The organism is Glutamicibacter sp. NPDC087344 (genome assembly GCF_044744225.1).
In the GTDB taxonomy this organism is placed as follows: domain Bacteria; phylum Actinomycetota; class Actinomycetes; order Actinomycetales; family Micrococcaceae; genus Glutamicibacter.
Map to the genome: position 1 here is coordinate 40,564 of NZ_JBIUXY010000007.1, position 21,895 is coordinate 62,458.

At 57.0% G+C, this 21,895-nt stretch carries 17 protein-coding genes; 8 read left to right on the forward strand and 9 right to left on the reverse strand.

Going from position 1 to position 21,895, the window contains the following annotated elements; translation table 11 throughout:
* The first annotated feature begins 287 nt into the window (after window positions 1-287).
* The gene (locus ACIOWL_RS13485) at window positions 288-1,550 is read left to right on the forward strand and encodes an ISL3 family transposase (protein WP_400385939.1); all 1,263 of its coding nucleotides are present in this window, start codon (window positions 288-290) and stop codon (window positions 1,548-1,550) included.
* Here ACIOWL_RS13485 and ACIOWL_RS13490 read toward each other — a convergent pair.
* Window positions 1,512-2,414 (reverse strand): cytochrome P450, encoded by a 903-nt coding sequence (locus tag ACIOWL_RS13490; RefSeq protein WP_400385941.1) that lies wholly within the window; start codon window positions 2,412-2,414, stop codon window positions 1,512-1,514. The two genes, ACIOWL_RS13485 and ACIOWL_RS13490, sit on opposite strands and share 39 nt — an antisense overlap.
* A 298-nt stretch (window positions 2,415-2,712) precedes the next feature.
* Here ACIOWL_RS13490 and ACIOWL_RS13495 point away from each other — a divergent pair, with 298 nt between their 5' ends.
* Both ACIOWL_RS13495 and ACIOWL_RS13500 read left to right on the forward strand, forming a co-directional pair.
* Entirely contained in the window at window positions 2,713-2,961 is a 249-nt protein-coding gene (locus ACIOWL_RS13495) for a PqqD family peptide modification chaperone (protein ID WP_400385943.1), read from the forward strand.
* 29 nt (window positions 2,962-2,990) lie between these two features.
* On the forward strand, window positions 2,991-3,377 hold the full coding sequence (locus ACIOWL_RS13500; protein WP_400386512.1) for a lasso peptide biosynthesis B2 protein: 387 nt from the start codon (window positions 2,991-2,993) through the stop codon (window positions 3,375-3,377).
* A gap of 10 nt (window positions 3,378-3,387) precedes the next feature.
* Here the strand turns inward: ACIOWL_RS13500 and ACIOWL_RS13505 are convergent, their stop codons facing one another.
* From ACIOWL_RS13505 to ACIOWL_RS13530, 6 genes are all read right to left on the reverse strand, one after another.
* A complete protein-coding gene (locus tag ACIOWL_RS13505; RefSeq protein WP_400385946.1) occupies window positions 3,388-5,199 on the reverse strand; it encodes an asparagine synthase-related protein in 1,812 nt (603 codons plus the stop codon).
* Window positions 5,200-5,222: 23 nt separating this feature from the next.
* Window positions 5,223-5,336, reverse strand: coding sequence for a lasso RiPP family leader peptide-containing protein (locus ACIOWL_RS13510; RefSeq protein WP_400385949.1), 114 nt, complete (start codon window positions 5,334-5,336; stop codon window positions 5,223-5,225).
* Window positions 5,337-5,502: 166 nt separating this feature from the next.
* Window positions 5,503-6,483, reverse strand: a complete 981-nt coding sequence (gene ccsB / locus ACIOWL_RS13515; RefSeq protein ID WP_400385952.1) for a c-type cytochrome biogenesis protein CcsB — start codon at window positions 6,481-6,483, stop codon at window positions 5,503-5,505.
* 1,042 nt (window positions 6,484-7,525) lie between these two features.
* Window positions 7,526-7,882: an SdpI family protein gene (locus ACIOWL_RS13520; protein ID WP_400385955.1), complete on the reverse strand. Its 357-nt coding sequence runs from the start codon at window positions 7,880-7,882 to the stop codon at window positions 7,526-7,528.
* A gap of 244 nt (window positions 7,883-8,126) precedes the next feature.
* On the reverse strand, window positions 8,127-9,161 hold the full coding sequence (locus tag ACIOWL_RS13525) for a Gfo/Idh/MocA family protein (RefSeq protein WP_400385958.1): 1,035 nt from the start codon (window positions 9,159-9,161) through the stop codon (window positions 8,127-8,129).
* Window positions 9,162-9,236: 75 nt separating this feature from the next.
* Window positions 9,237-10,868, reverse strand: coding sequence for an amidohydrolase (locus tag ACIOWL_RS13530; protein WP_400385961.1), 1,632 nt, complete (start codon window positions 10,866-10,868; stop codon window positions 9,237-9,239).
* Between the two features lie 102 nt (window positions 10,869-10,970).
* Between ACIOWL_RS13530 and ACIOWL_RS13535 the strand changes: the two genes are divergently transcribed.
* On the forward strand, window positions 10,971-11,660 hold the full coding sequence (locus tag ACIOWL_RS13535) for a TetR/AcrR family transcriptional regulator (protein WP_400385964.1): 690 nt from the start codon (window positions 10,971-10,973) through the stop codon (window positions 11,658-11,660).
* Between the two features lie 325 nt (window positions 11,661-11,985).
* Window positions 11,986-13,347 (forward strand): APC family permease, encoded by a 1,362-nt coding sequence (locus tag ACIOWL_RS13540; RefSeq protein ID WP_400385967.1) that lies wholly within the window; start codon window positions 11,986-11,988, stop codon window positions 13,345-13,347.
* Between the two features lie 897 nt (window positions 13,348-14,244).
* On the opposite strand, the gene ACIOWL_RS13545 is transcribed toward ACIOWL_RS13540, so the two are convergent.
* Window positions 14,245-14,820, reverse strand: coding sequence for a TetR/AcrR family transcriptional regulator (locus ACIOWL_RS13545; RefSeq protein WP_400385970.1), 576 nt, complete (start codon window positions 14,818-14,820; stop codon window positions 14,245-14,247).
* 131 nt (window positions 14,821-14,951) lie between these two features.
* Here ACIOWL_RS13545 and ACIOWL_RS13550 point away from each other — a divergent pair, with 131 nt between their 5' ends.
* On the forward strand, window positions 14,952-17,198 hold the full coding sequence (locus ACIOWL_RS13550) for a glycoside hydrolase family 3 C-terminal domain-containing protein (protein ID WP_400385973.1): 2,247 nt from the start codon (window positions 14,952-14,954) through the stop codon (window positions 17,196-17,198).
* 77 nt (window positions 17,199-17,275) lie between these two features.
* Here the strand turns inward: ACIOWL_RS13550 and ACIOWL_RS13555 are convergent, their stop codons facing one another.
* On the reverse strand, window positions 17,276-17,878 hold the full coding sequence (locus ACIOWL_RS13555; protein WP_400385976.1) for a TetR/AcrR family transcriptional regulator: 603 nt from the start codon (window positions 17,876-17,878) through the stop codon (window positions 17,276-17,278).
* A gap of 145 nt (window positions 17,879-18,023) precedes the next feature.
* Between ACIOWL_RS13555 and ACIOWL_RS13560 the strand changes: the two genes are divergently transcribed.
* The gene (locus ACIOWL_RS13560) at window positions 18,024-19,310 is read left to right on the forward strand and encodes an MFS transporter (RefSeq protein WP_400385979.1); all 1,287 of its coding nucleotides are present in this window, start codon (window positions 18,024-18,026) and stop codon (window positions 19,308-19,310) included.
* Window positions 19,311-19,367: 57 nt separating this feature from the next.
* Window positions 19,368-21,659 (forward strand): family 78 glycoside hydrolase catalytic domain, encoded by a 2,292-nt coding sequence (locus ACIOWL_RS13565; RefSeq protein WP_400385982.1) that lies wholly within the window; start codon window positions 19,368-19,370, stop codon window positions 21,657-21,659.
* Window positions 21,660-21,895: the final 236 nt, after the last annotated feature.

Here is a 21,895-nt window from a genome sequence, read left to right on the forward strand (position 1 = left end):
TGGACGCCTGTCACAACGGGCTCTTCAGAAATAAGAGTGTAACCGTTTCAAACCAACACTCCGGATCCCGGGCATGTCGCCGAGCCCGAAAAAGTCGAGGCCTTCCAGAAGAATGGAAGTTACCACACTCACCATTCTTGAAAGACCTCGACGTTGCTCAATTCTACCTTCACCGCACCAGACCTCACGACCTTCGCCGGGTTTGACGGCCTGGGCCTGACCGTGACCGGCCAACACGTGAACGAAGCGAAAGCCGAGATCCTCTGCCAGGTCACCACCCCGAACCCGTGGTGCCGTACGTGCGGTGCAACGGGCATTCCCCGAGATACCGTCACCCGCCGGCTCGCCCACCAACCCTTCGGCTGGCGGCCCGGTCCACCACCCTGGTCATCAAACACCGCCGCTACCGGTGCGCCCACTGCCAACACCTGTGGCGTGAAGACCTCACCCGAGCCGCCGACCCACGGCAGAAAATCAGTAAAACCGGACTACGCTGGGCGTTGGTCGGGCTGGTCTGCCAACACCTATCCATCTCCCGCATCGCTGAAGGCCTCGGCGTCAGTTGGAACACCGCCAATGACGCGGTACTGGCCGAAGGTCAACGCCTGCTCATCAACGACCCCACCCGCTTCAACGGCGTCAAAGTCCTCGACGTGAACGAACACGTGTGGCGGCATACCCGCACCGGAGACAAGTACGTCACCGTGATCATGGACCTCACCGCAGTGCGTGACGGTACCGGCACTGCCAGGCTGCTGGATATGGTTCCAGGCCGTTCCAAAGCCGTGTTCAAAACCTGGCTGGCTGAGCAAGATGAGCACTGGAAGCAAGGCATTGAAGTTGTGGCGATGGACGGGTTCACCGGCTTTAAAACCGCAGCCGTTGAGGAACTGCCCCAGGCAGTGGAGGTGTTGGATCCGTTTCATGTGGTCAAGCTTGGCTCCGAAGCCCTGGATCAAACTCGGCAGCGGGTTCAGCGCGAGGTCCACGGCCGGCGAGGACGCAAAGAAGATCCTCTCTACAAGGCTCGGCGCACCCTGACCACGGGGCTATCCTTGGCCACGGAAAAGCAGAAAGCCAAGCTCGAATCCCTGTTCAAACAGCCGGAGCATGAGCCAGTGCAACTGGTCTGGAGCGTGTATCAGCGGATGGTTGATGCCTACCGGCACCCGAAGCCCGAGGTTGGCCGGTGGGCGATAGAGCAACTCATCGCCGAGATCGGGACGAAGGTACCGAAAGGGTTGCCAGAGCTGCAGAAGCTCGGCGGGACACTGTGGCGCAGAAGGACGGACATCCTCGCGTATTTTGACCATATCGGTAGCTCGAACGGGCCTACCGAAGCAACGGCTGGCTGGAACATCTGCGGGGTATCGCCTTGGGATTCAAGAATTCGACGCACTATATCGCACGGTCGCTGTTGGAGACCGGCGGGTTTAGGCCGCGGTTACACCCTCAATCCTGAAGAGCCGCATCGTCACGCAATGCACAAGCGAGATCCCTGCTGGTTGGAATCATGCCGGGACAGCAGGAATAGAGACGAATCCTCTTAGTGCAAAATCTCGCCATTTCGTTTCAATTTTTCGGAATTCAAAGTCTTCTATAACGGTAATTGACGACTGTATAATAATTTTAGCTAAGGGTGCCCCAACGCACCGATTTAATCCTGCCCCGAAAGCGAGGTGTTGAGATGCATTTGGGCGACTCGGGACAAGATCTTTTGCGGACGGGAAAACGCTTTCATCTCTGTTTGCAGCAGCCAAGCTAAGCAGTATCATCTCGCCTGAGAAAACTGCAGTACCCCCAATATTCGTATCCTCGGTTGCCCACCGGAAAGCACCAGGGAATACCGGGCCATCGAATCGGAGAAGTTCATCAACGTTTAAGTCACTAAATGAAAAGACTTTCGACATATCACTGATACCGAGGGCTAGGCAGGCTAAAGCGGAAGCGTTCGCTGTTGGCTCGAGACCTGCCATGACCATCAAACAGCATATTGTGCCAGTCTCGGTCGGCGATACTTGCTTTCTGCGCAAATCATCAATCAATCCGGGCGCGATTGAATCATTGGATGCAATGCGAACGAATGAATCTAGAAGTTGTTCAAGCGCATCTTCCGGGTTACTGTCCTCGCCTTTACCTAGATCGGGGCTAAGTCGGGAGTAGAGTCTTTCATGCTCACCACGGTATGCATTAGGGACTCCCAGCCAAGCGTTGAGGCTTTGTGCAGATACAGTTAAGAAGTATTCGGTAAACAGATCGAACTTTTTACCTCTCTTGCAGAGGCTATCCAAAACAGTCTCAGCAAGATTTAGTATCTCGAAAGAAGTCCCGGCCATCCTCCGTTGGCTCAGAGCGGGCAGAGTTAGCTTCCGGATCCTGTCTACTGGAGGCATAAGATCCTCAAATTTTTTCATGAAGCCCTCCCTGGCCCCTTCTGAACGAGGAGGTGTCCGAGTGAAGCTCGGGCTAGTTAGTACGTCTTTGACATCAGAATATGTTGTGAACATGCGAAGCGACTGGCCGGTAAAGAGTTTCACGGGAACGCCGCCACTGCGGCTTTGGTCACTCAAAAATTGGTAAGGATGGCTAAGTTCTGGACCACTGCTTGGTAACGGAATCGACATAATACCCCTTGGCTATATTAAGTCATGATTATACTCGACTAGTTCTAACGAATGATAAAATTCTCAGGTTACGTAAAGGAGAAATTTGATGAAGCTGTGTAAACATGTCTCGCTTGCCGGTGATGACAATGGGGCCAACCTACTCGACGGCAAGAGGGGAACATATTTTCAGCTCAATGCAACTGGAAGCATAATCCTCCATCGACTCTTGTCTGGGGAGACGATAGGAGAAATAGCGTCATACTTGTCGTCAGAATTCAGTGTCGATTCAGTTTCATGCGCGCAGGATATTGAGAGCCTAGCGAATCTGTTGAAAAAGAAGGGGCTGGTAGAATAATGGTTTCCAGCGAACAACTCATGCGTCCGATGGAACCACCGACGCAATCAATACGAGCGCGAATTTCAGTACTTGTAGCAGGTTTGATTTCTAAGGCGAAACCTTATCAGATTGAGAAAATTCAAAGATTTCTTAGCCGAAGGGCACGGCCAGCAACCGCCGTTGAGGTCTCTAGGGCGATCGACTCTGTGGTAGCGATTAGCCTGGTCTGCGCAGGGCAAGGATGCCTCCCTCGCTCTATTGCAGTATCGATACTTTGCAGAATGAACGGTGTATGGCCGGAATGGTGCGTTGGCGTTCGGAGAGAACCATTCATGGCACATGCTTGGCTAGAAGTGAACGGAGAGCCCATCAGAGAGCCCTTTCCCGCCGGATACCTTCAGACGTTAAACCGCGTTGTAGCCAAGGCTGGATAAGGTCATGGAGTCAATTATGCGACCGTAACCAGTTCTCAACACTCAATGTTGCCCAGAACGCTACCGGAGGCACTTGTCCCAGCGACATATTGGAGAAGTAATATCTAAATTTTTCAAATTCGATTAAACCCATCGAGCCAAGAATTGAAGTCTCCATGTAATCGAGGATAAACTCAGAGTTTACGCTTTGACCTCGATGCACATCTGCAGTGCCATCCGCTTTAGTGGGCCTGCTGAGAATTTCATGCGGAACCAAAGTCGACATCGCTTTTTTGATTAGTGGTTTAAACACGAAAGGATTAGATTTATCTTCTGGGCGTATTGAGAGTGCGGAAGAAATCACCTTTTCATCCAAGAATGGAGTGTTAAAATCTATCCCATAGTTACCCATTATTGTTGATATGCTTCGTGCGGCATTCCCTGAAGTTAATATGCTTTCGATTCCTGCAGATTGAGTTCTAGATTGCGCGGGCTCCTGTATGCCCTCAATTGTTTCGTTGCAGAATTTACTGGCAGATTCCACGGCAAAATCACTCATCCAAGGAGCTGCGCGGAAGGACTGAATGTTCCACGGATTCGCGGCATCCCGAACTCCCGGGCTAGGCTTTTTGATGTTACGGAGCTCTTTAATTAGGGTGGACTTATAGCTTATCCGCTCAGTGATGAGACGCCTTAGCGAGGATCTTTCCCAATGGTAAAGCGATTTATACTGACGCCCCAAGCGGTATCCAAGTAACGGCTTTTGCCGTATAAGATCGTGGATGAAGCTCGTGGGGGAGAGGAGTACTTCGTCGCCACCATGTCCCGATAAGTGTGTTTTCACATCCTCGGATCGCAAAAGCCCAGCGGTGTAACTGATGCGTTTCCACTGAGCGGCGCCAATGAACGGTTCATCCCACGCTATTGGACATTTACTGAAGTCCTCGAATGGCGATGGGATTTCACTCGGGGTAACCCTAATTTTTCTCACTTCAGGAAAGTGTCTAAAGCTCCTGTCAATCCATGACAAATCGTCATGAAGTTCATCGGAACTTCCCGAGGAGAAAGTAACCAGAGGGCTTCTCGTATTATTTGCTGCGATATATGCGATTGGAGTTGAGTCCAGACCGCCTGATACGTCCGCACCGCATTGAGGTTTTATGCTGCGAATTTTGATGGCTTCCGTGAGGGCCACTGCAAATTTCTCGGCGCCGTCATCAAGCGATAGCTCTGGTTGAGGTACATGCCAAAACTGTTTGTAAATGCTTCGTCCAGTATCTAGATTCAAAATCAATTCGTGCCCCTCAGGCAGCACGGAGACGTTGTTCCAGACGGAAGCATGGCTGAGCGCATATGGGACACTTGGAAAAAAGAGACGTGCCGCAAGAGAGCCGTGGTTGAGGTCAGACTGCGCTAGAAATGCTGCGATATCGGCATTTGAAGAGATGAATTGATTTTTTGGTTTCGCTGTTGATACGAAAACTTTTCGAGTGCCGGATACTGTTCCGCGCACTTTTAGCAGGTTCTCCTCGCGAATAATTCGGAAAGTGTCACCGGGCAGAGTGTCCAGGGCAATCTGCGTACCGGTAAAAATGGATTCCAAATGTTGAGAGGACGTTATGTCAGTATGCCCTAAAACAACTGCAGACTGAGCAGCAGTGTGATGGTAGTTCACAGGGGTGTGCAGCATCCTAGCGACTAAGAACGGCCTGCCAGAAGCATATCTGAGAATAAAGTTAGCCCAGGTTAGAACGACCTCGGCCGTGGAAGCGGAGTAAGCGTTATCTTCAAAGATAACAAACCAATCGTTTCCACGGCCGAAACGCTTCTCCGATAGGGCCATCGAAGAATTGTTCAAAAATTCGCTCACGAGCGTGCTAGCAGGTACCAGTCGAAGCCAAGTCCGGCTACTGCGCGCGTGTCGTCGTGGAAGTCACCGGCAACTGTCAGTACGGGTGCAACATAAGTGCTCTTTTTCATGCTTTGTCCCCTTTCGGAACGCTCTCGTCTTGATTAAATCAATTGACAAGTTCATTTTATCAATAGTGTTACTTCGTGGAGCTACTTGCCTCCTGTGTTCATGCTAGCAGTGAACAGTGATTGCAATGGACATATTTGTTAAATTACTTTTTGTTACGAGGGTGCGTCACTGGTCGAGGCCCGCGTAGGAATGTAGACCGTTTGCAAAAACATTCACTAATGTTGAGTTGATGATGATACATGTGAACCCTGCGATGTTGATTACTGCAGAGCGGGTTCCTCGCCAGCCGCCTGTAGAGCGAGCATGTAGGTATCCTGCGTAGACTGCCCATATGACAAAGGTCCAGACTTCTTTGGGGTCCCAGCCCCAGTACCTGCCCCAAGCTTGCTCAGCCCATATCGCGCCAGCTATCAGGGTAAAAGTCCAGCAGGCGAATGCAACGGTTGTGAGTCGGTATGACAAATTATCGAGTTCGTTGCTACTTGGAACTCGTTCTAACCAAATCCAGCGTCTTATTGACCCACCTGCTTCTGCGCGGGCTTTGAGTAGCTGGAGGATGACTAGGGCGAAGCTCACCGTGAAAAGTGCCGACGCGATAACCGCTACTGAAACATGGATGATTAACCAGTAGCTCTGAAGTGCCGGCACGAGATGCCCTACGGGGGTTGGAAACCCGATCGTTGCTGCACACATCATCAGTAGGGCGATTCCAATGATGAATGTTCCTAGGAAGCGTAAGTTCTTAAATATTAGTAACACTAAGAATACTGTGACTACAACTAGTGCTCCTGTTGTGAAGTACTCATATAGGTTCCCCCATGGAACACGGCGCGCGGCAACCCCACGAGTTGTAACGGCGGCCAAGTGAACAATGAATCCGAGAACCGAGAGGCCCAGCGCGACCTTACCAGTTTTGGTTGGTGGTTGTGTGTCGCGTTCTGAGGCTGCATCCCCTGCGCTGCTGGCGACTTGGCTCTGCGGTGTACCTGCATGAGCCCGTGCTTTGCTTCTGGTGGTGACTCGCAAAGTGGAGAGTGTTCCCATATCCCAGGCGAAAAAAATGAAAGCCATCAGATAAATCAGTGATGCGCTCAGCATTAGTAGTTCACTGACCTCCCCTAGCCCTTCATTGACTGGCAATAACATTTTGTCCCAACTCCTACTGACGACCATGTTTACTGAGAACAGGTGGCTACTCTCAAGGAACTTTTCTACATTTTGTAAAAATACCTATCCCAAGTCTGAACCTAATGTCATCTTCAGTTCAAGCCGACGCTGGTCTTTGGGAAATATTCTTGAGCGCCAGGAGCTTGGCTTGGGCTACCAATCTTAGAAACATGCCTCCGCAACGCCACGTATATGATTATTCGTTTTTTCATGTTGTGTCCACCGCCCGTTGTCCTGTTGTACGGGACAAGGAACGCGTATCGTTCTGAGCATGGATGCAGATATCGGTTATCTGCTTCGCAAATGATTTAGTCGTTTTGCAGAAAGGGTGAGTATGTGATTGCGTTCGCTCCGTCAGATGGGGATGAGCAGGAACAAGCGGAGCATTGGTATTTGGAAATCAATAGTCTCAAAGACTGCCAAGAATCTCTGACCTTGGATGAGTGGCACATCTACCGGAACGCATCTATTGGCGCCCAAGGAGTTGCTTGCGAAATGGGGGGAAGAATACCCCGGGGCTGGCGGACAGCAGTTCGGATGGTACAGCCTGGAACCCATCATTATGCAAACGCTGAATGCTGTAAAAGAAGCCCGTTTACTTGACGCGCGCCCTCTAGTGAGTGGGGACGTAGCCGCGGACCGGTTGAAGCCATGGAAACTCCCGACGCGAGGTCGGATCTTCATTGATAGCCCTGTCGACCTTGCCGGGAGCGGCTTTGTCCCCGCCCCGCTAGAAGAAGCCACTCTGATCACCTGCATTCCTGAAGATCCCACTGTGTGGCGGCTAACCGAGGTCGGAACCTTCCCCAGCTTTGAGGACCTAGACCTTGCTGATGCAGCGCTAGTGTATTGGGAGATGCGGAATAGTAACGACGTCGACAGCCGTGAAGCAGCTGAGCACCTCGAAGCTATGATCATTGCATCACTTTCGCCATGACGAATCCACATAAGATTTACACTCGCGCTACGAGTATCGCTGCCAACAACACTTTCCTGAAACCCGGGACGATTCACTGATCCTTCAAATCTTCTTGGCGGCTTTTACAGCGACAATGCTTCCCACAAGCAATGATGTAACGCTCAAAATCATCGATAAGCAAAGGACTACCACATACACGGTTGGAAACAACTGCAACGGTACTGACAGAACTGCCGTAATCATTGCGGCAACGAAATAGAGTGGCATCGCTACACTGGCTGCGACATGGCCGGCGTGCCAAGCCTCGTCACTCTTCATCAAGGCAGGCAATCGAATTCCCGAAAGGTGGTTACGCTTGGCGCCTGACGCTGCTTGAGAAACAAAAATCCACAACGTCGAATTCAAAACTACGAGCAACACTGCGCAACCAATAGCAGCACCCCAACCTGGGCTAGCCATGACTAATGATCCTTTCCTTGCGCCTCAAAACACAGCTAAGCTGCTCAACAAGCCAAACATAGGCGAGAGACAAACCAACTGTGAGCCTTGTAGTTGCTGGTCCCCTGTCAGTATTTGTGGAACATCGCCTGTAGTAGGACCGACTATTTTGGCGACCCGAAGCCGGAAACCCGTGTGTTTCTACCCGAGCATCGCAGTAAATTCTGGTCTCGCTGGTTCTGGATTCTAATCGGTGGATCCAAGTTTAGGCACTGCGAAGCTGAGCGGCGATCTGGTCCAGGGTACGGGCAATGGACACGGACTCATCCAACGGCAGCAACTCTGACTCAAGCAGCCCGGCCGCCAGACAGGTAGCCACATGCGCCGCTTCCCAACCCAGGCCGGCGGCAGGGGACTGCTCGGTGAAGTCCTGGGTATCAACGATCTGGCCATCGGCATCACGCAGGACCAGCTGCGCCGGAGCGTAGATGGCCCGTTCGATCTCCAAGGTTGCCCGGGTTCCGCCAATCCAGGTGCGTTGCGGTGTCTGCGTTTCGACACTCGTGAAGATACTGGCGGTGGAGCCATTCTGGTTCAGGAGCAGCGCGTTGACGGTGGAATCCACACCGGTGGGAGCCAACCTCCCGCTGGCATGAAGCACCTGTTGCGCGGGGCTGACCAGGGATGCCAAGGCCACCGGGTAAACTCCTAAATCCAGCAGTGCCCCACCGCCCAGCGCCGGGTCGAACAAGCGGGAGGCCGGGTCGAATTCGACGCACGACCCGAAATCCCCATGGACCGTTAGCACTTCGCCCAGCAAACCGCGCTCCAGAACCTCCTTGATGACGCGACCGGATGGAAGCGCCCGAGACCAGAGCGCCTCCATGGCAAACACCCCGGCGTCGCGGGCCGCTTGGGCGATCTGCGCGGCTTGCTCAGCGTTCAACGCCAGCGGTTTCTCAACCAGCACCGGTTTGCCTGCGGCGATGGCTGCCAACGCCAGCTCATGGTGCCCGCTGTGCGGCACCGCCACGTAAACGGCGTCAACCGCTGGGTCGGAGAAGACCTGGGCATAGGAACCATAGGCCGCGGTCTGCGAGTCGCCGAAACGCAGGGCGAAATCAGCGGAGCGCTGTTCCGTCCGCGAGCCGACCGCCGCCACCCGGGAATTGGTGAGGTTTATCAGCGAGGTGGCGAACTGGGACGCAATCCAGCCCGGCCCCACGATGCCCCAGCCAAGCGGCGGCGCGGTTCGCGGGTCGGGCAGATCAAGGCTGGGCAAACGAAGGGCTGAATTCACGCAAAGCTCCAATGGCACCGAGAACAGGGTTGGTCTAGTTTGTACACTAGTGCCGTTGGGCGCTCGCCGGTAGGATCAATCCGCAGTGTTTGAGGCGGTCAGCATCGGGTCGCTGGAATTCACCGGCTCGCCGTCCAGGTACGTTCCCACCACCTCTACCGTGCATAGCTGCTCGGGAGTCAGTTCCAGCGGGTCGGCGGCAAAAACAGTCAGGTCCGCGGGGGCACCCAGAACCAGCCGGCCGGCATCAACCCCCGTACTTGCATGAACGTTCACGGTATAACCTTCCAGCGCCTCGCGGGCGCTGAGTTTGTGGCGCGGCTGGGTTGTATCGCTGCCAGGAACCTCGGTGCGTCGGCGGGTCTGGGCGTCGGCGAGGATCAATCGGGGATCATAGGGAGCAATCGGCCAGTCAGAGCCAAGCGCCAAAACCATCCCTGCATCCTGCACATCACGCAGGCGGAATGCGAATGAGGCGCGGTGTTTGCCTAGCCGGCGGGACCAAGGATCCGAGCCGTCCGCCCGCACAAAGTGGGTGCAGTGCGTTGGCTGCATGCTCACCGTTGCGCCGCTGGCCTGCAGTGCACTGAAATCCTCGTCGGTCAGCTCTTCGAGGTGCTCGATCCGGTGAGCCACGCCGTTGCGCGGCAGGGAGGAGATGGCCTTAATGACAAAACCGATCCCTTGGTCACCGATCGCGTGGGTGGTGGTAGTGATGCCTGCTTGGGAGAACGTGTTCAGATTCTGAATGTAGCGCTGCGGTTCCAAATAGAGTGATGAGGTGGATTCCCCTTCGCTGTCTGGCGCATAGAGCCACGCGGTTCCGTTGTCGATGGTTCCATCGATCATCAGCTTGATCCCGCGGACCTGCCAGCGTCGACCGCGCTGCCCCTGGAGCGTGATCAGGTGTTGCACCTGTTCCGCAGGGTCGCTGGCCATAATCCACGGTGCGACACGAAGTTTGATCGGCAGATCGCCCCGCTCTTCCACCAGGCGAAGAATCTCCAGTGAATCCGGGTCTGCCAAATCCAGCATTTCACCTCCGGTCAGGCCGCAGGACGCCATGCTGCGCAGTAACTGCACCACCCCTTCGACCTTGTCCTCCAGAGTTTGCGGTGGCAGTGCTGATTCGAGCAGCGTCATAGCGGAAAACTCCCGGATGTAGCCGGTGGGGTTTCCGGCAGGGTCAACCACAATGCTGGATGCGTCGTCGAATTTTTCGGTTCCGGTGATGCCCGCGGCCTGAAGCATGGGCTGCGAGGCGAGCGCCGAATGCGCATCAAAGCAGGTCACATAGCTGAGCCGGCCGGGGGCCGCCTGATCGAGTAGGCCGCCATGTGGTTCGTCCGACCCGAAAATCGTCATGTTCAGGCCATAGCCCAGAACCGGACGGTCATCGGGGATAGTCGCTGCGTGACGGGCGAAAATTTCTTTTGCATCGTCAAGGTCCTTGGCATCACCTAAAAACACCCCGCGGGCAACCGACTGTCCGAAGATCGGGTGAATATGGGCATCAACGAGTCCGGGGGTGATGGTCGCTTCCCCGTGATCGATGATTCTGGTGTGCGTTCCGGTCCAGCCAGCGGCATCGGACCGTGAGCCCAAGTGGGTGATCACCCCGGCAGCGATGCCCATGGCCGTGTACCTTTTCTCCCCGTCGAGGCTGTGAATGGTGTCTGCGAGGATTATGATTTCGGGTGTTTTCATCGGCTCAACTTCCTAAATGAACAGTCTTAATTATTGATGAGTCTAATCACTGACCGGCATGCTGTCCATGATTGGATAGGAAATAACCAAGGGAGTAAGTGCATGTCCTCTACGTCACACCGTGTTGCCGGACGTCCGGTCAAACCAATCCTCACCCAGCGGCTCATCGTGGAGACCGCGTTCTCATTGCTGAGTGACGGCGGGGCCGAGGACTTTTCGATGGGCCGACTGGCACGGGCGCTAGGTGTGCGAACCCCTGCCCTCTATAACCATGTCGATAGCCGTCAGCATCTGATTAATCTCATGCGGCGCGAGATGATTCGCTCCATCGATCGCAGTCTCATTTCGGCGCTTCCTTGGCCTGAAGCGCTCTATCATTTCGGGCAGCTGTTCCGCGACTCGTTGCTCCGGGTCCCGGCGGCGGTGGAGCTCATTGTTGCCACTCCGATCACCGAAGAATCCGAATCCGGGCTCATCTACGAGGAACTTGGTGCGATCCTTCGTCGCGCCGGAGTTGCGGTCCCGCGCATTCTGATGATCATGATTGCCATTGAATCCCTCGTGGTGGGCGCCGCCTTGGATATCGTAGCCCCCGGAGCGCACGTGACTTCGGCGCCGGATGGTGAATCCAAGGTTCGCCAGACCCGTCATGTGGATGTTCTGGCACAGGGCGAGAAGTTTGCTCAACAAGCCAGGTCGACGGTGAGTGAGCAGTCTTTCGACTTTGGCCTGCGGGCGATCATTGCCGCCATTGAGCGCGAAGTGTCGCAACGCGATCGCGAAGACGTGTAACACCAATGTTGCATTCAAATTAACAATATAAATTTTCTTGAAGGGTCTCTAGGGGGTTCGCGACCCGCCTGCGAATATCCCTGGATTGTCTTGTATTGCCTAGTGAAATGCCATTATTGGGCCAAATCTAGGGGTGGTTCTTCGGGTCAAATCCAGGGAATTGTGACTCCGGTTCAACATTTCTGCGCCGCAAGACCCCTTGCGCCGGGTGACATCACTCACTATCTTAGTGAACGTTCTTCATTTATTTCTGGCACTTGGCACTCGACACCACACAATTTCGGTTGGTGAGTTTCGCTGGGTAGCGAACGGAAAGGTGCCCACCATGCCGAAAACTCCACTCAAGCCGCCGGGCGCTATGCCGGCAACCGACCAGATGAACCGGGTCCTGGGCTTGCCAAGCTTGGTGCTTTTCGGCATGGTCTACATGGTCCCGCTGACGATTTTCAGCACCTATGGCATTGTCACCGAGCTGACCGGTGGGCGATTGCCCTTGGCGTATCTGATCACCATGGTCGCGATGATCTTTACCGCTCGTTCGTATGGGCAGATGTCCAAGGCCTTCCCCATCGGCGGTTCGGCCTATGCATATACGCAGCGATCCTTCGGGCCGAATATCGGTTTCATGGCTGGCTGGGCATTGCTGCTGGACTATCTCTTTTTGCCGATGATCAACTACTTGCTGCTCGGCATCTACCTGCACGAGTTTTTCCCAGCGGTTCCACCCTGGGCCTTTATGCTGGCCGGAATGGTGGTGGTCACCGCGCTGAACATCGTAGGCATTGTTTCGGTGGCTCGAACCAACATCGTGATCATCGGTTTCCAGTTTCTCTTTATCATCTTGTTTGTCGCCTTTTCGGTTGCCTATCTCAAGGATCAGGTCACTGTGGATTTCTGGGCACCGTTTAGGGGCAATGGCGAACCCGGAGGGTTTGCGCCCCTGGCGGCCGGCGCGGCCATCCTCTGCCTTTCGTTCCTGGGCTTCGACTCGATTACAACCTTCGCCGAAGAAGCACGTAATCCCAAGCGGGATATGCCGCGAGCCATTCTGCTGACCACCTTGATCTGCGGGCTGATGTTTGTGGGTCTTGCCTATCTGTCTCATCTGGTTTACCCGAGTCACGATTTTGAGAATGCGGATTCCGCGTCAATTCAGGTAATTTTCGCTGCAGGTGGCGACTTCTTGACGATCTTCTTCACCGCCGGTTTCATCTGCGGCGCGCTTGGTTCCGCGCTGATTTCGCAGGCGTCGGTGGCCCGAATTTTATACAGCATGGGACGCGATGGCGTTCTTCCGCGCGCCGTCTTCGGCTACCTTCATCCGCGGTTTAAGACTCCGACTTTCGTCATCCTGATCGTGTCGCTGATTTCGCTGACCTCGTTGTTCGCCAGTCTTGAAATGGTTTCGGCGATGATCAGCTTCGGGGCCCTGGTGGCGTTCTCAGCCGTCAACCTTGCCGTGATCAAGTACTATTTTCTAGCCCATCGCCTCCGGGGACTAGCCGCGACGCTCAATTATCTGGTGTTGCCGAGCATTGGTTTGTGCCTGACCATCTGGCTCTGGACCAGCCTGAGCCCGCTCTCCTTGCAGATCGGTTTGGCCTGGATCGTCTTGGGATTCGCCTATCTGGGTTATGTCACCGGTGGATTCAAGCGGAAGGCGCCAATGATGGATCTGTCTGAGTGAGAACGTGGAATACAACGCAATGAGCGCAACTCAACTTGGGGAAGCAGGAACTTAGCTTCAGGCGGCGCTGCAACGCAGCGATACCGAGGATCACTGCTGTCCGTTGGCTTCGGAGGCGAGGCATGATTCGAAACCAGCAGCTCCCAACAGAGGGCGCCAGCCAGAAAATTCAGGTTGGCACCCTCTGTTGTCGTTTCGATGCTGAACTAGGTTGTTAGATGCCGATCGAGCCAGCTTTCCGGTGTCAGGGCAACAGCGAGAGCATGAACAATCATGTGCCTCGACTCGGGGAAACCTGCGGTGTCGAGGTGGCCGTAAAACGCGACGTCACTGCCGAGGTATGAAGCCAGCTGCGCGTAGAGGGCATCGGAGTCGCTGTGAATTTTCACCCTGTATAAAACGGCTGATTCGTGGGATTTTTTTGAACTAGCGTCGGAGTCGTGGCGATCTCGGCGATGAGCCCGTCTGGAACTACGCAGCGGCGGACCTGCAAGAGCTTCGCGGAATCGCAGATGAACGGCATCAGCTATCCACCCTTGGCGGAGCCGGATGGATGCCGAATTGTTGGGCGAGCACCAAGTCTGGAGCTTTTTCGGGGCAGCAGAGTTATCCGTCGAGCAGTACGCGATGCCCAATGATTCCTTCTGCGAGTCTACGCTGCGGCTTTTGGCCGTTTTCGTTGGTGGGAATCACTGCGCGAATCCGACCGGCATCGGTAAGGACCTGATATCGGATGCTGGCGGGGTCATCGATGCAGTGCACGACGTGTCTGATATGCGCCGACGGATGTTTCGCCTCCGGGCGCTTCGGCGAGGTGCGGGAAGGCCGCGGAATCAATCGCGCCACGACAAAACACGGCGACACCGAAGCTGCTCAGGCATGTTTCTTTTCCGGTGTTCAGCCTGCTTGGGAAGCCAGCGTCAGCACTAGCGAAAGCTGGTCAACCATGGAGATCGACGGGTCATAGAGCCACTGCACCTGTATTCCGTCCATGACGGAGATGGTGAGCATGGCCAGGTTCGCGGCCGGAATGTCATCGCGCAGCTCACCGGATTCCTGTCCCGCTTGAATCTCGACGGTGAGCGAATCACGCAACAGCTCGTAGCGTTCGGCGAAATACGTATGGGCAGGATGGTCTGCGTCGGTGGCTTCCGCCGAAAGCTGCGTGTAGAGGCGCACCAGCCCGGCCACCTTGGAATTGTGCTCGACGGTATCTTTGATCCTGCCCAAGAATTCCGGCGCTTCATGTTCCCGGCCCATATCGAGGTCATCGCGTTTGCGCAGAATCTGTGTGAACAGCTCTTCTTTGGAGCTGAAATAGTGAAGAACTCCTGGCTGGCTCAACCCGACGGCGTCGGCTATTTCCTTGACCGAGGTCCTGCGGTAACCGTTTCTGGCGATCACGTCCAGAGCGGTGGAGAGAATCTCCTCCCGCTTGGCAATGCCCTTGGCGTAGGGTCCCTTCTGCTTCATGAGTTCTATCGTAGCCCGGAAAAAATCTGAAAATTATGATCCCTCGCACTCTTGGAAAACAAAACCGAATGTCATAAGGTTTTTGTAGCGCGTCGATTGCACGCGCCTAGGTTGTCCCCAAAGGAGCGCAGATGTCCACAGATTTTCAGCACGGCGACCCCGCCGAAATTGTCGCCGGCCTTAGCTTAGAGCAGAAGGCGTCGCTGACTAGTGGCGCGAACTTCTGGGAAACCAAGGCGGTCCCCGAGGCCGGAATCCCCTCAATGCTCTTGACCGATGGCCCCCACGGCGTGCGCAAACAACAAGAAGGAAACGATCACCTGGGACTGGCCCAGAGTGTTCCGGCGACCTGTTTCCCACCGGCTGTCGGTATGGGCTCAACCTTTGATCCCCAGTTGCTGACCCGCGTGGGGCAGGCGCTGGGCGCCGAAGCCCGCGCCGCCCAGGTCGCAGTGCTGCTGGGCCCCGGGATCAACATCAAACGTTCGGTGCTGTGCGGGCGAAACTTCGAGTATCTTTCCGAGGATCCACAGCTCAGCGGCAGTCTGGGCGCCGCACTGGTTCACGGTGTGCAGTCCCAAGGAGTTGGCACTTCACTGAAGCACTTTGCCTTGAATAACCAGGAGTCGGACCGCCTGCGGGTCAGTGCCGAGGTTGACCAGCGCACCATGCGCGAAATCTATCTCAAGGGTTTCGAAAAGGTGGTGACCCAAGAGCAGCCGTGGACCGTCATGTGCTCTTACAACCGCATCAATGGGGTTTATGCCTCGGAAAACCGTTGGCTGTTGACCGAGGTGCTGCGTGAGCAGTGGGGATTTGACGGCTTGGTGGTCTCCGACTGGGGTGCGGTAGATACCCGAACCAACGCCCTGCATGCGGGCCTGGACCTGGAAATGCCTTCATCCAACGGCCGGACCGATCAAGAAATCATCGAGGCGGTTCGCAACGGAGAACTGGACGAAGCCGACGTGGATCTGGCCGCCGAACGTATGGTGCGGTTGGCCCAGCGCGCCGCCGTGGCTGCCGGGCAGCCTCCGGTTGAAGTGGATTTCGACGCCCATCATGCCCTGGCCCGAGAAGTTGCCGGGCGCAGCATGGTGCTGCTGAAAAACGAGGACTCGCTGCTTCCGCTGAACCCAGCTGATTCCGTGGCGGTGATTGGTGAATTTGCCCGGACCGCACGGTATCAGGGAGCTGGCAGCTCGTTGATCAACCCGACTCGCGTTGATTGCGCACTGGATGCCATTCGTGAGCGTCATGAGAATGCCGAGCTGGTCAGCTTTGAGCCGGGTTTCACCCTTGAGGGACGCGACCCGGAGCTGGAAGCCGGGGCGGTTGCGGCGGCTCGCGCGGCGAAGACCGCGGTTCTCTTCCTTGGCCTGCCGGGTGCCGAGGAATCCGAAGGTTTTGACCGTGAGCACATTGAGCTGCCTGCCGCGCAGCTTGAATTGCTGGCCAAGGTCTTTGAAGCGAACCCCCGCACCGTGGTGGTGTTATCCAACGGCGGTGTAGTACGGCTTGGTTTTGCCGACCAGGTCCCGGCGATCCTTGAAGGCTGGCTGTTGGGGCAGGCCGGCGGCAGCGCCACCAGTGATGTCCTCTTTGGCGATGTGAACCCTTCCGGTCGACTCGCGGAGACCATCCCGCAGCGCTTGGAAGACAGCCCGGCCTACCTGGACTTCCCGGGTGATCAGGGGAAGGTCCGGTATTCCGAGGGACTTTTTGTGGGCTACCGCTGGTACGACGCACGGGCGCTGGAGGTTGCATTCCCCTTTGGCCATGGCCTGTCCTACACGGAATTCAGCTACGGGCCGCTAGCGGTCGCGGCGACCGCGGAGGGCATCACCGCCACGGTGCAGGTGACCAATACCGGCACCCGCGACGGCCGGGAAGTGCCGCAACTGTATGTCTCGGTGAAGGATTCCGCGGTGCAGCGGGCGCCCCGTGAGCTCAAGGGATTTGCGAACGTGCAGATCCCTGCCGGTGAAACCCGCGAGGTGAGCTTCACAGTATCCCGCGCAGATCTAGCCTATTGGAATCTCAAGGCCGAGCGTTTCGTGGTTGAAGACGCCGAGTACCTGTTCGAAGTTGGTGCTTCCAGCCGGGACCTGCGCTCCGCCGCCAGCCTGAAGCTTGAGGGAGACGCCGTGGGCCAGAGCCTGGATCTGAACAGCACGATTGCCGAGCTGATCAAGCATCCGGTGGCCGGCCCCATGGCCCGTGGCGCGCTGTCCGCGTTTATCGGTGAAGGCGAGGCCGAAGGGGAGGTGCTGAAGCTGATGGGCAGCTTCCCGATTGGCCGCATGTCCAGTTTCACTCCCGACCTGCAGCGCGAGGACCTCCTGCAATTGCTTCAGCAGGCAAACGCTTCGGCGTAGTTCCCCTATGGGCAGTCCGCCAGGTGGCATCGAAAAACGGGTGCCGCCTGGCGGCCTGCGGGGTAAATTTCAGGAGTTCAGAACTCCACGGTGCTGATGCCGCGCAGCCAAGCGGTCAGTTCAACTGCCATATCCAGGCTGCTGCGGTCGTGCAACCATTGGAGCTGCAACCCGTCCATCAGTGCAACCATTTGGCGAGCCAAACGCTCCGGAGAGACATCTTCGCGCAGCTGTCCCTGGGCGGACATGGTGGCAAAGGATGCGCTGATCATGTCCAGCGTTTGCCGGTAGTGCTCGGCAAAATACGCGTGGGCCGGGTGGTCCGCCGCGATGGCCTCCGCGGAGAGCAGGGCGAACAGCTCAATGTGCCCGGGAAAGTTCTGGTTTGCGACCATATGGGTGATGAGTTCGCGAATCGTGGCCAGTCCCGGAGGGTTGCTGTTGATGTGATCGGTGGTGCGTTCATCGCGCAGTTCCAGCAGGGAAACCAGCAGGGATTCCTTGGTGGGGAAGTGGTGCATCAACCCGGGCTGACTCATGCCCACCCGCTCGGCAATCTCCCGCATGGAGCTTCCGCGGTACCCTCCCACGGCGAAAACTTCGAAAGCCGCTTCGAGAATTTCCTGCCGCCTGGTCCTTGATTTCGCGTACTCACCGCGCTTGGTGGGTGCATTGCTCATGTTTTCAGACTAGCCGTTCTGAACAACTTTCAACAAAAATCTAATACTCGTTAGAAATTTGTGCTACCTTATCTTTTGTGACGCACAACATCATGACCATGTTGTGAAATTGAAACGATTCATAGTTCGAAGGAGAACGGCGTTGGTGACTCAGTCTTTGGCTCGAAACCCTTGGTGGACAGCATCCATCGCGGGGATGGCCTCATTCCTTGATGCCGGAGCCATTGTGGCCACCGGAACCGCCCTCGTCCTGTTCCAGGACGACTTGGGCCTCAGCGGCAACATGATCGGACAGCTCTCTGCGCTGCTGACCGTCATGATTGCCATCGGTGCGTTGATCGGTGGACGGTTGGGTGACCGCTACGGGCGGCGCCGCGTGTTCACCGTGACCATGCTGGTATTTGTCGCCGGGGCCGCCGCGCTGATGCTGGCCCCCAGCGTCCTCTGGCTCTACGTGGGCCTGATCCTGCTGGGTTTCGCCGCCGGAGCCGACCTGCCGGTGTCGATGGCGATGATTGCCGAGACCGCCCCGGAAGGGCAGCAGGGCAAGATGATCACCTTCTCCCACGTGCTGTGGATGGCCGGGATGTTGAGCATCATTGCGTTGAGCGCGATCTTTGGCGGGATGGGCGCCACCGGGGCACGCATCCTGTATGGCTTCTTGCTGGCGGTTGCCATCCTGGTGCTGATTGCACGCACCACCCTGCCCGAATCCCCGCTCTGGCTTAACGCCCACCAGCTGCAGCAACGCCGCAAAACCTCCGAAGAGGGAAACCCGCAGGCGGTACCCTCCGGCAGCCTTTCGCAGCTGTTCCGCTCACGGTACGTGATCCCGCTGATTGCGGTGGGCCTGTTCTACGTCACCGCCAACATCCTGGCCAACACCAATGGCCAGTTCGGCACCTACCTGTATGTCAACGTCGCCGGCTCCACGGTCCAGACGTCCTCGCTGATCAGTCTGGTCACCGTAGGCGTGAGCATCATCGGCATGCTCACCCTGATGAAACTCGTGGACACCAAATACCGTATGCCGGCCTTCGGGATCGCGTCGCTGATCACCGTGGTCGGGCTGCTGATTCCAACCCTGTTCGGGGTCACCGTGCCGACCTTGGCGATTTTTGGAGTGCTGTTCGCCATTGGCGGGGCGATTGCCGGCGAGCCGATGTTCAAGGTCTGGGCCCAGGAGCTATTCCCCACCCTGCTGCGCAGCACCGCCCAGGGAACCATGATCGCCGTGACCCGCGGTGTGGTGGCGGTGGTGGCTTTGTTCACCCCGGCACTGATCTCCAGCGGGCCGCAGAACATGTTCATCTTCCTGATTGCCGCCACCGTGATCTCCTGCGCCATTGGCTTCTTCTGGGTGGCTCGCCTGCCCAAGGCTGAGGCGGACGCAGCGCCGGTTGACGAAGAAAGCCCGGCCGAGCTGAGCTAAACAGAGCCCAGAGAACTGCAAACACTAACCAACCGCATACAGGAGAGAAGAACCTCAATGTCCAGTATCGCCCCACTGATCGCCTCACCCGACACCACGCAGCCTGCCCCGCTGCTACGCGGCGAGCTTCAGCTGCCCACCGATCGCGGGCCGATCCGCGGTGCTTCGCTGCGGCTCACCGCCCTAGGGGTAGTGGAAGCCTGGATTAACGGTGCACCCGTCAGCCAGGACGTGCTCACCCCGGGCTGGAGCAGCTACGAGTGGCGTATTCGCTATGCCGATTACGATGTCACCACGGCAGTCCAGGACGCCGGAGAGCGCCTGGTTCTGGGTTTGGCCTTGGGCCGCGGGTGGTACCACGGGTACCTCGGCTGGACCGGAGAGCAGGGTTTTTACGGACCGGACATCGCCGCCTCGGCACGTCTGGTGATCAGCTACCAGGACGGCAGCGAACTGGTTTTTGAAACCGGGGATCAGTGGCTTGCCGGTTCCGGTGCGGTCGGAGACAACGACCTCTACCAGGGCCAACACATTGATGCGCGGCTGCGTGATGACCGCTGGCTGACCGTTGCCGGCGAGGAACTGGGATGGGAGCCGGCACGGCGTGTGGATGCCCCCGCCGCGGACTTTGAACCCTATACGGCCCCGCCGGTGCAGCGCGTAGCCGAGCTGACCCCGCAGAAGGTCTGGAAATCCCCGTCGGGCAAAACCCTGATCGACTTCGGGCAGAACCTGGTGGGCTGGCTGAAGCTCACGGTGCGCGGAGAGGCCGGCCAGGAGATCACCGTACGCCATGCTGAGGTGCTGGAAAACGACGAGCTGGGGGTGCGTCCGCTGCGCACCGCGGCCGCCGTGGACCGTTTTATCCTCAGCGGCGCTGAGGATGAATTCGAACCGACCTTCACCTTCCATGGTTTCCGTTATGCGGAAGTCACCGGCTGGCCGGAGGGGCTGCCCCTCGACGAGCGCAGTGTGCGGGCCGTGGTGGTGTCCTCGCAGCTAGAGCGTATCGGCCATTTTGAATGCTCGGATCCGCTGCTGAACCAGCTGCACTCGAATGTGGTGTGGGGGATGCGCGGCAACTTCCTGGATGTACCCACCGACTGCCCGCAGCGCGACGAGCGCCTGGGCTGGACCGGGGACATTGCGGTCTTCGCGCCTACCGCGGCCTTCCTGTTTGATACCCGCGACTTCCTGGCCGACTGGCTGCGGGATGTCAGCGCCGAACAGCGCCACACCCAGGGAATTGTCCCGTTCACCGTCCCGGATATCCTGAAATACACGGATATCGAAAAGGACTTCCCGGCGCTTGAAACCACCGCCATCTGGAGCGACGCCGCGGTTTGGGTGCCGCACGCCATCTGGCAGGCCTACGGTGATACCGAGGTGCTCCAGCAGCAGTTCGAATCGATGGCTGCGCATGTGCGCCGAGTCCAGAGCCTGCTCTCCGAGAACGGGCTGTGGGATGCCGGATTCCAGTTTGGCGACTGGCTGGACCCGGATGCTTCCCCGGACGAACCATGGAAGGCCAAAGCCGACCCGTCGGTGGTGGCCACCGCGTCGGCCTACCGCAGTGCGCAAATGCTGGCACAGATCGCCGGGCAGCTGGGGCGCGGGGCGGAGCAAGAAGAATTTGCCGGCTACGCCGCCGCACTGCGCGATGCATTTAACACGCACTATGTCTCTGAAGGCCGGATCCACAGTGATGCACCGACGGTGTACGCGCTGGCCATCGTTTTCGGGCTGTTGCCGGAGGTGGAACGTGAGGCGGCCGGCGAACGATTGGCGCAGCTGGTTGCAGCCAACGGATACCGTGTTTCCACTGGATTCGCCGGCACCCCGTTTATCACCGATGCACTTACGCAGACCGGCCACGTGGATGCCGCCTACCGGTTGCTGACCGAAAAGCAATGCCCGTCGTGGCTCTACCCGGTGTCGATGGGTGCCACCACCATCTGGGAACGCTGGGATTCAATGCTTCCGGACGGCAGCATCAATCCGGGAAACATGACCAGTTTCAACCACTATGCGCTGGGCGCCGTTGCCGATTGGATGCACCGCACCGTTGGCGGAATCTCACCACTGAGCCCGGGGTACAGCTCCATCCTCATTGCACCGCTGCCAGGCGGCGGGTTGAGCCACGCCACCACCAGCCTGCAGACTCCAAACGGTTTGGTTCAGGTGAAATGGAAGCTTGACGGCGACCTCTTCAGCTTGGAGGCAACGGTTCCGCAGGGAGCTACCGCGACCCTGCGGATGCCTGATGGCAGCGAAGAAACGGTGAGCGCCGGAACCTACCAGCGATCGGTGGCCATCCAAGAAATCGAGACCGGACAGCTCGCCCGCTAGGGTCAAAACTCAGTGAGTTTTCGTGCGCCGACGGTGTCGGTGCCGGAAAGTTTCACGATGAGAGGTCGGGTGCATCGCGGCGAGGCCAACCATGAGGTTGGTGCTCCAGCGGTGGAACTCGGCCTCTCGTCTTGTTGCACAGAGGTTGTTGGGCCTGCCATGGCAGTGTGGTCAAGCACTTCGTAAAGAGAATGAGCGGTGAAGTCCCGCCACGGGTCCTGAAACTGAGGCCTAGG

Coding starts and splice junctions, on each gene's coding strand:
- ccsB (WP_400385952.1), bottom strand. CDS start 6,483: ATGTTATTGCCAGTCAATGAAGGGCTAGGGGAGGTCAGTGAACTACTA.
- ACIOWL_RS13545 (WP_400385970.1), bottom strand. CDS start 14,820: ATGAAGCAGAAGGGACCCTACGCCAAGGGCATTGCCAAGCGGGAGGAG.
- ACIOWL_RS13535 (WP_400385964.1), top strand. CDS start 10,971: ATGTCCTCTACGTCACACCGTGTTGCCGGACGTCCGGTCAAACCAATC.
- ACIOWL_RS13565 (WP_400385982.1), top strand. CDS start 19,368: ATGTCCAGTATCGCCCCACTGATCGCCTCACCCGACACCACGCAGCCT.
- ACIOWL_RS13490 (WP_400385941.1), bottom strand. CDS start 2,414: ATGAAAAAATTTGAGGATCTTATGCCTCCAGTAGACAGGATCCGGAAG.
- ACIOWL_RS13550 (WP_400385973.1), top strand. CDS start 14,952: ATGTCCACAGATTTTCAGCACGGCGACCCCGCCGAAATTGTCGCCGGC.
- ACIOWL_RS13510 (WP_400385949.1), bottom strand. CDS start 5,336: ATGAAAAAGAGCACTTATGTTGCACCCGTACTGACAGTTGCCGGTGAC.
- ACIOWL_RS13530 (WP_400385961.1), bottom strand. CDS start 10,868: ATGAAAACACCCGAAATCATAATCCTCGCAGACACCATTCACAGCCTC.
- ACIOWL_RS13495 (WP_400385943.1), top strand. CDS start 2,713: ATGAAGCTGTGTAAACATGTCTCGCTTGCCGGTGATGACAATGGGGCC.
- ACIOWL_RS13520 (WP_400385955.1), bottom strand. CDS start 7,882: ATGGCTAGCCCAGGTTGGGGTGCTGCTATTGGTTGCGCAGTGTTGCTC.
- ACIOWL_RS13555 (WP_400385976.1), bottom strand. CDS start 17,878: ATGAGCAATGCACCCACCAAGCGCGGTGAGTACGCGAAATCAAGGACC.
- ACIOWL_RS13500 (WP_400386512.1), top strand. CDS start 2,991: ATGGAACCACCGACGCAATCAATACGAGCGCGAATTTCAGTACTTGTA.
- ACIOWL_RS13505 (WP_400385946.1), bottom strand. CDS start 5,199: ATGGCCCTATCGGAGAAGCGTTTCGGCCGTGGAAACGATTGGTTTGTT.
- ACIOWL_RS13540 (WP_400385967.1), top strand. CDS start 11,986: ATGCCGAAAACTCCACTCAAGCCGCCGGGCGCTATGCCGGCAACCGAC.